General features: G+C 43.8%; 6 protein-coding genes. 5 read left to right on the plus strand and 1 reads right to left on the minus strand.

Annotated features, from left to right (window positions below):
- The first annotated feature begins 21 nt into the window (after positions 1–21).
- The 4 genes from FHQ23_RS02710 to FHQ23_RS02725 all read left to right on the plus strand — a co-directional run bounded on the left by FHQ23_RS02710 (position 22) and on the right by FHQ23_RS02725 (position 3,297).
- On the plus strand, positions 22–750 hold the full coding sequence (locus tag FHQ23_RS02710) for a hypothetical protein (protein WP_139612936.1): 729 nt from the start codon (positions 22–24) through the stop codon (positions 748–750).
- A 4-nt stretch (positions 751–754) separates the two neighbouring features.
- On the plus strand, positions 755–1,246 hold the full coding sequence (locus FHQ23_RS02715) for a hypothetical protein (protein WP_139612937.1): 492 nt from the start codon (positions 755–757) through the stop codon (positions 1,244–1,246).
- 132 nt (positions 1,247–1,378) lie between these two features.
- Entirely contained in the window at positions 1,379–2,797 is a 1,419-nt protein-coding gene (locus tag FHQ23_RS02720; RefSeq protein ID WP_139612938.1) for a VWA domain-containing protein, read from the plus strand.
- Positions 2,798–2,817: 20 nt separating this feature from the next.
- Positions 2,818–3,297 carry an MORN repeat-containing protein gene (locus FHQ23_RS02725; protein ID WP_139608742.1) on the plus strand — a complete coding sequence of 160 codons (480 nt, stop codon included), beginning with the start codon at positions 2,818–2,820 and terminating at the stop codon, positions 3,295–3,297.
- A gap of 80 nt (positions 3,298–3,377) precedes the next feature.
- On the opposite strand, the gene FHQ23_RS02730 is transcribed toward FHQ23_RS02725, so the two are convergent.
- Complete coding sequence (locus tag FHQ23_RS02730) at positions 3,378–5,225, minus strand: adhesin (RefSeq protein ID WP_176552236.1); 1,848 nt, start codon at positions 5,223–5,225, stop codon at positions 3,378–3,380.
- A 295-nt stretch (positions 5,226–5,520) separates the two neighbouring features.
- On the opposite strand from FHQ23_RS02730, the gene FHQ23_RS02735 reads away from it, so the two are divergent.
- Positions 5,521–14,023, plus strand: an 8,503-nt coding sequence (locus tag FHQ23_RS02735; protein ID WP_267963602.1) for an ESPR-type extended signal peptide-containing protein, incomplete at its 3' end; no start/stop codon positions are given.

The following is a 14,023-nucleotide window of genomic DNA, read 5'->3' on the forward strand; positions in this document are numbered from 1 at the left end:
ACGCAACCAATAGGAGCATATATGTACTTAATCAAAAATAGCAAAACAATTTTGGGCGCATTGGTGTTATCGGCAAGTATTGTTTTAACCGGTTGTCAAAATGATGGTCTCGGCTCAAGCAGCAATGTTGATAGCCGATTGACACAGGGACAGCAAGCCAAATTCTTCAGTGAATCGGGGCGGAGTTCATGTGGAATGGGCGCTTTGGGCGGTGCTTTGCTCGGCGGTCTGGTCGGTGCGCTGTCTGGTGACTCGGAAGATGCAGTAGCCGGTGCGGCGATTGGTGCGGTTGCCGGTTGTGGCGTTTTAATGGGAGCAAACTATTATTTAGAAGATCAACGCGCAAAATATTCCAACAAAGAGCAGCGGATTAATGCAACGATTAATGATGTAAAAAATGATACTGCACAAGTTCAAGCCGTGACCAATTCGGCAAAAATTGTGTTGGCGCAAAACAAACAAACATTAAATAACTTACAAAAACAGCTTAACAATAATACAATCCAAAAAGCTCAGGCTCAACAACAGTTGGCGCAAGTTGATGGTAATATTAAATATCTCTACGATAAATTGAGTAAAATGAAACAAAAAGAGAGTGCTTGGCGTGATGTGGCGAAACAAGAGAAGCAATCCGGGGCCAATGTGCAGAAGTTAAATGCGCAAATTGCACAGCTTAATAAACAAATCAATCTGTTGGAAAATCAGGTGAGAGAGGTTTCCAAGCAACGTACGGCAATCAGATTAGGATAATCTTATGAACAAAGTAAAATTATTGGCCTTGACCGCACTTTTATCCGTTACAGCGCTGATATCTTCGTGTTCCGCCACGCCCGATGAGTGTGATCCGAGTGTGGAATTGAATGTGTTTACTAAAGCCGCATGTAAATTTTCCGGCAGTTATGATCAACGGATTGAGCAAAAAGAGAAAATTTTATTGAACGAGCAGGAAACCAATAAAAAATTCCGCCAAATTTATGCTGATATTCAAGCACAGCAAAAATCGGTCAATCAGTCGCTCAGCCAGAAAAAAGCCCAGCAAGCCAAGCTCAGCAAATCACTACATTCACTTACACGGGATTTGAAGCAAAAGGCGAAAGGGCGATCGGATCTGCAAGCGCAAATTGCCGAGGTGGAGAAGCAGTTAAATGCAACTAACAATTCAAGTGCTTCTGAAGTCGAGAAGCAGGTTGAATTGCAAGCGCTACAGCAAAAACTGGGGCAACTGCAAAAAACATTAGGGCTATAGCCGATAAAATAGGCGGTTATATTTTAGGTTACGTTATGTTTGAGGTAGCTTGATTTATAACCGCTGATTTTCTTGTGTTAGAAACGCATTTTTGTGTTAAGAAGTAGGCATTTGGTATAAGAAAGGATTGGTATGCAACGACTGGCAAGATTAACCAAACAAGAGAGTGATGCCTCAGCGGTAGCGCTTTTCAGCCAATATGACGAACTGATGTCAATTTTACTGCGCCATTTGCCGCCGAGCACTGCAAGTTTATTTGCCCGCCCAAGACAACATGCGGACTATGTCGAATGGTACACCGAGTTGGAAGGACAGCCTTATCTACTGGAGAACGGCGAGCAGGATAAGGCTCTTACCTCCAGAATCAATACCTTACTTAGCCAACGTTTGCAATCTATAGAGCGTTTGGCTGGTGAATTAAAAAACAATGGAAAAATTCAGCCCGCCCAAGCCGAATTGTTACAAAAACTGGTAGACGCAACAAAACAGGATACCAGCCAAGTCTATCTGATCAATGGTGAACCGGTGATTATCGGTTGGGGCATGGGGAAAGAACTGCCAAAACCGATTATTGCGCCAGCCGTCCCTCCACCGGTTGTTGCTGCAACTTCGCGTCGTTGGTGTTGGTGGCTACTGCCGTTATTGCTATTGTTACTTGGATTTTTGGCATGGTGGTTCTATTTCCGACCTCAAATGCAGTTGGAGTTGGTACGGGCGGTTAAAGCAGACATTCAATATCCGCAAGTCGCTAAATTAGAACCCAGTATGCCGAAAATCGAATTACCGAAATTGATTTTACCGCCGACGGAAATCGCAAAGATCGAACCTCAACTTCCACCGCCTGTGGTAGCAGAGACTGTAAATAAAGCAAAAGAGTGCAGAACAAAAGTTGACCCGGGAAAAACGCCGCAAATGGTCATCGTGTTTGATAATTCGGCATCGATGTTTTTGACGTTGGCGGAAAGTCCGCAAACGATTAAAGATTTCCAGCAGAGATGGACAAATTACGGCGTAACTGAGGCTGAAATCAATTATATGTATCGTTCACCGAATCGATTGGGTGTAGCTAAAAAAGCGTCGGCTTCAATTATTAATAATATCTCACCCAATGTTGAAATCGGTTTGGTATCGTTGTATCGATGTCCGGCAGCAACCCGTTTAGGGCGTTATTCGCCGGGTAAACGTAGTGCGTTGAAGGCTAAAATCAATGGTATGCTGCCGTCGAGGGAAGATAGCGGAACTCCGCTTTATAGCGGATTGCAACAAGCGGCAGCAATGGTTGATGGCAAAAACCGTGATGCTTTTATTTTGATTATCAGTGATGGCGAAGATAATTGTAAGTCGGGCGATGTTTGTTCTTTAGCTCGGCAAATTTCAAAACAAAAGCCACGTCTGAGAATAAATGTCGTCGATATCGGTGGGGCTAAGGCTGCAAATTGCATTGCAACGGCAACAGGTGGCAAAGTATTTACCGGCAATAATCAAAAACAGGTTGCAAGCATGATTAATCAAGCGGTAAAACCGATGACTAAAGTGAATGAATGTGAATAAACATACATAAAGGATATATTATGAAAAAACTCGTTTTTCTTACCACCGCACTTTTAAGTCTATTCTGCTACAGTGCATTTGCAGAGATCATTAATTTTCCGGACGGTTCGGTTTATGACGGAGAAATAAAAGACGGAAAACGGCATGGACAAGGTAAATTCACGTTTAGTGACGGGGAAGTTTATATCGGTCAATATGATAATGATCAACGTACCCAAGGAACATTAACATTTCCAAACGGCGATAGTTATCAAGGCACCTTTAAAAACGGGGTCATAGCGGGGAGTGGTTCGTATAGCTATAAAGACGGCTCGAAATATAGCGGAGAATACCACGCGGGAAAACGTCACGGAAAAGGTGAGTATATTTTTCCTGACGGAAAAGTGTATAGCGGCTATTTTGAAAATAATGAGTTTAGCGGACAAGGCAAACTCACCGATAAAACCGGCAAGGTTTTATATGAAGGAAAATGGAAAAACAGCGAGCCGGAAGTGAAATAGGATTTAAAGTAAGGGTTTGTTCACAGCCCATGATTATTAAGGGCTGTGATTTTTTATCTACTATGTCTAAAATTCCTGGATTAAATTGAAAGTGCGGTTTTTTGCCATAATATCTCACCAATAATATCCGGTTGCCCCTCAAAAAGTCGTTTGAGAGGGGCATTTCTAATCAATTCTTTACGAATGCTTAAGCGTAATTGATGGTCTTCGGCCAGCTTGACTGCACTTGTGATATATTGTTCCACATTTGAAGCGATTAACCATTTGGGAAGTTTCAAACGATTGAACAGTCCTTCGTCGATATGTTCATGAACTTCAGAGCCGGTTTTGCAAACACCGACCAGCCCTAACAGCACCATGTCAATAATTCCATTAGTGTTGCCGAATGGAAAAGGATTAATCAGCATATCGCATTGGTTCAACTCAGCCAGATAATCATCATAAGGTCGGTGACTATACAGTGTGGCTGAATTGCCTAAATAGCGTTTTATCACTTTATCCAAATAGACATGGGTGCTGCCAAAAGAGAGCCCACAGATAAAACGAAAATGAATTGGCGTATTTGTACGTTTCAGAATTTCTTGGCAGGCTGATAAAAAATGTGGATTTATTTTCATAATACTGCTGGCAATACCGATCTGCACAACGTTGGGATTTTCTCTGAATTGATGTTCAGGATATTTTTTCATAGCACCGGATGAAATGTAGGGAAGTGCGGTATTCGGTAACTTAATTAATTTCTCACTAAAAAAATCAGCAGTGTTGTTAGCGGTGTAGTCTTCTTCTACCAGTGCATAGTCAATAAAATCGGAATGGCTGGTTGCTGGATGCCCCAATGCGATAACCTGCACTGCTGCAATGCGAACGACACTGGCATACAATGTAATTAAATCCATGCCTAAACTTGGCATATAAAAAACAGCAGGTTTCAGACTTTCGGCGAGTGTTCGCAGTTGTGCCATTTGTTCAGGAATGCCGGCTTGTTGCAACTCAACAAATTGATCAAATATTGCTCGACCGGCTTGATCTACATGGCGTTCTCGACCAATGCCGACTAAATGAAACCGTGCTTTGGCGGCAAGCAGCGAGCGGGAATGGGTGCGATAAATCGAATGCTCGGTCGAAAAGTGTTCCAACAGCACTAACATAATCGGTTTATTATTGATTTTCCCGGTAGATAAAAAAGTGCGGTCTCGCCATCCGTCTTGCAGCAAATGTAGACGAAAGATATGGTTTAAGCTGCGCTTAATCAAATGTTTATTGACTGCATCATCATAACTACAATGCATATAAACATCATGTAATATACCGTAAGGTAGCAATGAAATGTCAGTTAATGTTAGTAATTTTTCCGGCAGCCATTGTAAAATTATGTGCCGTTTTTGATAGGCGTCTGAATCGGCAACAGCTCGTTGGCTCAATAATGCTAAGCAAAATGCAGCACAAAACGGGGCATTCAGTTGCCATAATATTTCTAGCTCTAACTTGATGTCAGACTCTAAGGTATATAAACAGAAAAATTTTAAGTAAGTACTTTGATTACTGCGTAATTGAAAATTTTGCAAATCAACTGCAATGTCATGGCGATGGAAAGTGCGTAAAATATGATCGCTGTTCCAATATGCAGAGGCTGAGAACAGCATTTCTAAGCTTTTGTGATAAGACAGCAGCTGCACGGCTTGTTGAACTGACAAGCTAAATTCCTCTTGGGTGAACAGCTGTTTGATTAAGTCAACTAAATATGTGCAGCCATAGAGAGTAGATTGTTTAAAATCACATCGCACCGCTAGCGGTATAGGCAAGTCTATCCTGCCAAAGTCATTATAATCTCGCTCTAAAACCCATAATATTTCTAACAGATCAGAAAATGCAGCGTCATAGTTGCCCTTTGCAATGTTTTCTTCAAGTGAGTGGGGGGACACAAACATCAAATTACCCTGTGGCTTGTTGACTTATCAAGGGTAATTAGCATACGTGAAGCTTATTTTGAAAGCAATATACTCCGTTTTATGCAAGCTGTGTTGATTTTTATTGTTATAACCTTAAATTTTACTGACAAAAATTCAAAATGTGATATTTGATGGATTATTTTACTTAAAATGTCAATATTGTCTGTGAATCGTCCATTATTTGAAGTAAAATTGTACAAACTTTTAAGTCAGCACCTGCTAAATTGTGGTTGTGTAGAGTGTAGTTATACCATTGTAATTAAAGGAACAAAAAATGAATAAAGTTTATAGAATTATCTGGAATAAAACCTTACAACGTTTTGATGTGGTTTCCGAATTGGCTCGCAGTCAGGGCAAATCGACAGTGGTTAACGAAAGCGAATTGCCGACAGTGGCAAAGTGCGGTTGGAAAACACCATTGCGTTATCTCAGTTTGTGCTGCCTTGCCGCTCTGTCATTATGGCTGCCACTTTCCGCTTCAGCGGCACTGAAATACGTTCAGTCTGATGATCATACTATTGAAGTATACCGCAACACCGACGGCACTTTTTATGCACTGGAAGCAAATGGCGATAAACGTCCGATCTCATCTCAAAGCGTCTGGGCATTATTATTAGATGATAATGGTAAACTCATAGCAAGCTCTTCAGCTGAGCACGCACAAATACAATCATTACTTAGCACCGACGGTTCTTCATCACCTACCAGCGAGGCTAGCTACGCAACCAGACATCAACTCTATGCTGGCGAAAATAGCGTAGCTGGCGGATTTAATGTTATCGGCACAGAAACCAATAATAATGCAGCGTTTGGACAAAACATCACAATTAAAGAAGGGCAGAAAAACAATATTTTAGGGCAGGATATCGCGGTTGAAGGCGGTGTTGGCAATACGGTAGTCGGACAAAATATTTACCTTAAAGATGGTCATAATAATACTGTGCTGGGTAATAGCGCCAATGTTGGTATCGATCGTGACCGACAAGCGACTACACCGGTAATGAGTGCGGTAGCGGTAGGCGCTAACACCGGTGTGACTGTTAATGAAGGTGTAGCACTCGGTGCCGGTTCCGTCTCTGATACAGCTGAAAAACTGGGGCATTTTGCTAATCGTCCTAAGTTTGTAGTTGACGGCATGAATTTCGACAGTATCAATCAATTTGGTTTTACCAAAAAAGAGCTGGCGATTTTGGCTGGTTTAAGAAGTGAGGCAAATGATATCAGTGTAGATGACTTGGGTGCTTTGGCTTACCGTTATATCAACAAGACCTGGTTACAATACCCTTATGAAAGCGAGATATCGAAAGAGCATAATGACCAATTTATAGCTAAAATCAAGCAAGATAATCCGGATTTAAGCGAACAAGAACTGAATAACTTGAATCAAAAACTGCAAGATTTGGCGAAAGCCAACATTAATGGCACGCTGAACACCATGTCAACAGCAGGAGCGGTTTCGATTGGTAACGAAAAAGATGAACGCATTATTCTACGTCAGCTTAAAGGCTTGGCAGCCGGCACAGAAAACACTGATGCGGTCAATGTAGCGCAACTCAAAGACGCCACCACCCAATATTACAGTATCAATAAAGACACAATATTAGACAATGGCAGCAATGACTATTTCACAGAGTACGCCAACAAATATAACAATGGCGCTACTGCAACACACTCAATGGCATTAGGAGTAGGAGCAAAAGCAATCACTGATGCCGGAGTGGCATTAGGCTTCCGTTCTGCAGCTGACCGCAAAGCGGGGAATGCTGCCTATAATCCCAAAGGTGTTTTGAACTCGCTCAATGCGCCAAAAATGGAAGCAATTGAGGCTTTAAACGCCGCAGATTATGCAGTGTATCAACAAGCATTGGCGTTATTGGCAAAAGGCACTTATTTTGACAGCAGTGTGGGGAAAGAGGTGCCTATCGATCAAGCTCAGGTTGAAAAATTGATTTTGAAGGAAGGAAACTCTTGGTTCTATTCCACCCGCTCCACTCAAGATGCACAGCCGGATAAAGTGTTGGCGGCATTTAAAGCCTTTTTGGAAAATAAAGATCTTGATTCGGCAGCATTCCATTCCACAGCAGGTGCGTTAAGCATCGGAGATGCGAAAAATGGTGTTTTACGCCAAATTACTGGGGTAGCCGGAGGCTCGGCAGACACCGATGCCGTGAATGTAGCGCAGTTGAAAGCGTTGGAAAAATCGTATATCGGAGTGGTGAACACTCCGAGCAATAAACAACCGGCACTGCATACTTGGTCACAAGAGGAAAATGCGATCACCAATAATATTGATGGCGAAGGGGCTCAAGGTCTGGCGTCGATCGCCATCGGGGAATATGTGCAAACAACGGGCGAGCGTGGTGTTTCTATCGGTCAGTCAATCGGCTCACGCGGGGCGAGAAGTATAACGATTGGTAGCGAAAACTATTCCCGCGGTGCAGAGAATACTGTATTGGGAACCGGTAGTATTGCCGGGGAGCATCTTGCTGAGTTTGATAACGGCGTTATCGGAACAGCGGTATTTGCCGGATTATATCAATTACGGACAGCAAAAAGTGATTCTTTCAGCCAAAATATGTCGTTACTGACCGAATGGGAAAAGTCGCATAGTCAATCCATAATAGATCTTCCTGCAGAATATGCTATCGATAAATTCAATGCTACTTATAAAGGTTTGCTAGCGAAAGAAGGCGTTGATGTCTCTTTGCTCAATACGCAGGAGCAGATCAGGGAAGCATTTGTAAAACAAGTGATGGCAAAGGCAGATGAACCTTTTCCTTTTGGTGTTAAAAGTATCACTGATATGCAAATTCTGGCACGAGATATCCTTCAAGCCAAAACAGCCGGCAAATCAGCAACTGTTATCGGTAATAATTCCGTTGCGACCGGCGATAATTCGATCGTGATCGGTAAGGGCGGTTATGCTGCTGGCAAAAATGCGATCTCCATCGGCACCGGCAACACCGTGCGTGGGCAAAATTCCGGCGCCATCGGCGACCCGAGCATTATCAACGGCGATAACAGTTATAGTGTCGGCAACAACAACACCATTGGCACTGGTTCCAATAATGCGTTTGTATTGGGTAACAACGTACATATCGGCGCCAGCCGTGCTGCAGACGGCAGCGTAACCAATGGCACACCGGTGCAACATGCCGTAGCCTTGGGGTCAAATACTCAGGTAACAGTTGATAACGGCGTGGCGTTGGGGGCGGGTTCAAATGCGGCAACGGCGGCGAATCAAGCAGGTTATGATCCAGCGACTAAAGCTGCTTCAACTAAAACGATTGCAGAAATCACTGCACTTAGCGCTGATGAACGCAAAGAATTTGAAAAACTATTGGTTGACAATACTACCTTAGCTGCTGCAATCACTGCGGCTACTGATGGCAGCAAAGTCAAAACCGCACTTGAAGCGTTAAATGCTGTTAAAGATAGCAACGCCTTTGTCTCCACCCTAAGTGCGGTCAGTGTCGGCGATGTTTCTCGTGGCATTCTGCGCCAAATCACCGGCGTCGCCGCAGGCAGCAATGATACTGACGCGGTGAATGTGGCGCAGTTGAAGGCGGCGCAGACGCATTATGTGAGTATTTCTCCAACTACCTCGGCACAAAATGGTGCCTTGAATCAAATTAACTATCATAACGATGGCGCGAAAGGATTAAATTCTGTAGTTATTGGTAAAGCGGAAGTGGCGGATAATAACAGTGTTTATATTGGTTCGCAGATGAAAGACAGTCGTGATTTTGTTACTGATATTCTGCCTAATCTGACCAATGGTAGCAAACTGATGGAAAGTTTGCAGATTGTGGACCGTAATCGCCCTGAAATTAACTGGGCACTGAACAGCCAAAATGCCAATGTGAAAATTAATTTACAAACTATTGGTAACCATCGCACCGGCGAGTGGGGATTTGGCAGTGAAAATACTTATATTAACACCATGGGTAATACAGTGGGTAATCGCAATATTGCTTTGGGTTCGAATACGCTGAGCAATGTAATCGGTAGCCAAAATGTTGCAATTGGTGCGGGAGCTTCTTCTTGGAATTTCGCCGGTGGCACCATTGACGGGGCTTATGGTGATTATTTAAATAACCGTTTGTTTAATGCTCGTTTTTTCCCGAATGCAATCCAAAGTACCGATGGTTTAAATAGCCGCTTGGATTTCAGCTTGCTGGGTAATCAAGACAATGATCTCAATACCAATACGATTGCCATCGGTGCAGCTGCCCGACCTAACGCTCGCCGCGCTATTGCTATTGGCAGCCAAGCATATGCGGACGGAACCTCTTCGATTGCACTAGGTGATCGAGCAGTCGTTGGTGATCCAAATATTCTGGCGGCATATAGCCAATTAGCGCGTGGTGATGATGCAGATCAGCTTTTAAGTTCAATATTAAGAGAATATTCTTCTGCATTTAAAAAGAAAAATAGCATTAATGAAAAAGAGAATATTACGCTGGCTGACATAAAGCAGGGTGGCAAGTATTTCGATTCATTTTTCAATTTTGTTAACGATTCGAGCAATATGCCTATCCGCTCGATCGCAATTGGTGCTGACAATATTGTGAAAGCCGACCATAGTGGGGTTTTGGGAACGAACAATAGGATTATCTCAGCGAATAGTTTCGTGCTTGGTAATAATAACACTGCTTATTCTCTAACTCCGAATATGATAAGCAATAATTTTGTATTGGGTAATAACGCCACTATTTACGGAAGTGATGGGGTGGCATTGGGCAGTAACACTCAAATTGTCGCCGATGGTGCAGTGGCACTGGGTAATCATATTATTGCTGGGGCTAACAACAGTGTGGCGCTTGGTGGTGGTTCGTATTCCGGAATTTCTGGCGGTCGAAACGGAGTGAATACGCTTACCGGTGAAATCGTGCCGACACAGGTGATTGCAGCAGTCACTGAGTTAACACCGGAAGAGCGTAAGCTGTTTGAAAACGTGCTGGTGAGTAGCCGTAACATAGAGACAGCAATTGCTGTAACTGATAATATCAACGTGAAAGCGGCGCTTGAGGCGTTGAATAGGGCAAAAGATAGCAATGCCTTTGTTTCCACCCTTGGTGCGGTCAGTGTGGGCAATGTTTCTAACGGCATTTTACGTCAAATCACCGGGGTGGCAGCAGGCACTCGAGATACTGATGTAGTCAATGTCGCACAATTGAAACGAGCGCAGACTAGATATGTGAGTGTAAACCCGACTTGGGGTGGAAAACCGTTACGGGAATATTATAAAGACATCAGCCCTAAGATTCTGCATAATTATAATAGTGATAACATGGGAGCTCTGATGCCTGTGAGTACTGCAATTGGCGCAGATACCCTTGTAGGAAATCCAAGACTTTTGGAGTTAATACTACGGACTGATTTGGATCGAAATCTTATCCGAACATCAGTACCTGATGATATTTTAAAAAACTATTTGGCCTCGCGTAATTTAGGGGGATTTACCACTAAAGATGCGGCAATTGATCTAATTATTGCCAAAAATGATAAAGCAGATTTTGACAGTTATTTACTTGATCTCAATTATGGTTATCGTCAAGGTCGGGTTGGTCGTTCTTCTGATTTGCAGAATGGTCTAGGCAGTGTAGCATTGGGGCATAATGTAAAGGTATTGGGTTCAGAGTCAATTGGAGTAGGGCTAAATGTCACAGTAATGTCTGATCTTTCTATAGTTGCAGGCTCGCATTCCGCTGCTGACGGTCGAGGCTCTATTGTACTGGGGGCAACCGCATCTTCTCAAGTGAATGACGGTATTGCGCTAGGGCGTTTCAGCAGAGCGAACACCGCAGCAATGGGGCAAGGCTATATACCACTTGCTAGTGATACCTTAACAAGAGAGCAGACCGACACGTTAGCCGAATTACAACAATTGAATGCAGAAGAATTATTAGAGGTAGAAAAAGCATTTGCGTTCAGCTCTGACCCGGTAGATGGACGGTTAAATTCGCTTCAAGCTATTATTGCAGATTTTAGCTCAACAACGCCACAATTTGTTGGTCAAAATCTGACTCAGGAATCACGCAACAAAGTTGTGAGTGCTTTAAAAAATTTACAGAACAATAATGTAAACCCTTTCATTTCGACAGCCGGCGCCTTGAGCGTGGGTAACCCGACATTAGGCATCCTACGCCAAATCACCGGCGTCGCAGCTGGTAGCAATGATACTGACGCGGTGAATGTGGCGCAGTTGAAGGCTGTGCAAACCGCGGTTGATGCGACACCGAAGATTCATTATTTTAGTGTCAATGATGGTGGCACGAAAGGTGATAATTACAATAATGACAGTGCTAAAGGTGCCGGTAGTGTTGTGATTGGCAAGGTTGGAGCTTCTAATGAGTTGAATAGTGTCAATATTAATGGCAGTGTCGACGTTATTGTGAATGATACTGATAAAAAAATATCAAATGTATTCAATGAGAGTTTAAAATATGTTAATGGGGCAGGAACGTCATCGGGTCAACAGCGTGATAGTTTTGCAAATACTAACACTAATAATGTAAATATAAATAGCACTGGTGGAGTGTTGGGTAATTACAATACTTACATTAATACTAAAGGATTTAATGACAGCGTAGATGTCCGTGGAAATGATAATATTGCTATTGGAAGTGGTGCGCTGGCAAATCATTTGGGAAGTAACAACATTGCGTTAGGAATGGGTGCTTCTAACTATGACGCTTTTTTCTTGGGTAATACTTTTAGTGGATATCTATTCCAACAGGGGCGTTTCTTTGCAGATGCTATTGACAACATCGGAAAAGTAGACCCTGATAAATTATCGGCATTAGATATGAATACTAATACTATTGCGATTGGTAATCAGGCATCAGCCCGCAACCGAAATACGGTCACCTTAGGTGCGAACTCCGCTACTGACGGGCTATCTTCGATTGCAATTGGACAAGGTGCCGGAACAGGAAACCCAGAAATTGCTGAATACGCTATGATGAACAAGCGTGGGGCTGAGCGAGTTGCCGAAGTTGACGCAATATGGGCTAAATATGGTGCTGAATTACAAAAAATGTATCCAGATTTTCCTGAGGAAACATTAAAAAGCGTAGTAAGCTCTTCTCATGGTAGCATTGTGGCGTCACTGATGAAACTGAGTCAAAATGACGTCAAAGGTGAGCATGCTGTTGCCATTGGTAGTGCTAGTCATGCGGGCGGCAACGAAAGCCTTGCAATCGGGCACGGCAGCATAGCAGGCGGTGATCAATCGATTGCGATTGGTAGAGGCAACAGGGTGAACGCCAATCATGCCGGGGCAATTGGTGATCCAAATATTATCGGCGAAAAAGCCGAAGGTTCGTATATTTTGGGTAACAACAACACCGTCAATACCGCCAACAGTTTTGTCGTGGGCAATAATGTTACGATTGCAGAAGCAAACGAAGGTGCTTTAGCGCTCGGCAACCGCACTTTGGTGTCGCAAGCCAACGGCGTGGCGTTAGGGGCAGGTTCAAATGCGGCAACGGCGGCGAATCAAGCGGGCTATGATCCAGCGACTAAAGCTGCTTCAACTAAAACGATTGCAGAAATCACTGCACTTAGCGCTGATGAACGCAAAGAATTTGAAAAACTGTTGATTGATAACACCACTTTAGCTGCTGCAATCACTGCGGCTACTGACGGCAGCAAAGTCAAAACCGCACTTGAAGCGTTAAATGCTGTTAAAGACAGCAACGCCTTTGTTTCCACTCTAAGTGCGGTTAGTGTCGGCGATGTTTCTCGTGGCATTCTGCGCCAAATCACCGGCGTCGCAGCAGGCAGCAATGATACTGACGCGGTGAATGTGGCGCAGTTGAAACAAGTTGCCGGCGGTTGGTTGATTGGCGATGGTGCAACGAATGAAGTGGGTGCGGTTGCGGCAGGCGAGCGGGTTGATTTTGTTTCGGGTGATAAACTCACTACCGATGTTGCCGTTAAAGATGAGAATGACGCCGGTAAATCAACGGTAACCATCACCGCTAAAACCTTGTTGAGATATACCAAAACAGATGGGACTTTAGTGTATAAGCTGGCGGACGGCAGTTATAACACTCAAGCAGATGGCAGTGGTGATACTGTTGAAGCGGAAGATATTTTGGTTTCCGTTGTCAATCTTGATGGTACTACCAAAACGGCTACACGCTTAAGTAATATTGCAGATGGCGTTGATGATGATGATGCGGTTAATGTGTCACAATTGAAAGCTGCTACGCTGCGTTATCTAAGCATTAATTCAACAGAAGGCAGCAATGCGGACAATAAAGGTGCACTAGCTGTAGATTCAATTGCGATTGGTAAAAATGCCGGTGTAGTTGCTGCAGCGAATAATGCCGTGGCTATAGGTTTTGGTGCTACAGCAAATAATGCAAATGGCGTTGCTCTTGGCGCAGGATCAATCGAAAATCGTGGGGTAATCGCTGCGGGTTATGCAGCTCCGATTGCCGGCAATAATGCGACGGCCAACTTTGCTCAAGGTTCTATTGGCGCGGTTTCAGTGGGCTCAGAAAATGGTTTGCGACAAATCACCAACCTTGCTGCTGGTACACAAGATACCGACGCAGTCAACGTTTGGCAATTAAAAGCTGCGATCGATGCTATCGCCCCAGGTTTGAAAGGACCAACCGGTGATACAGGAGCTACAGGAGCCACAGGATCTACGGGCGCAACGGGTGATACAGGTGCAATTGGAGCCACAGGCGCAACCGGAGCCACAGGTGCTACCGGTGATACAGGCGCCACCGGAGCGACAGGTGCTACAGGAGCCACAG

The sequence above is a fragment of the Testudinibacter crocodili genome, from assembly GCF_006228025.1.
Lineage (GTDB): Bacteria > Pseudomonadota > Gammaproteobacteria > Enterobacterales > Pasteurellaceae > Chelonobacter.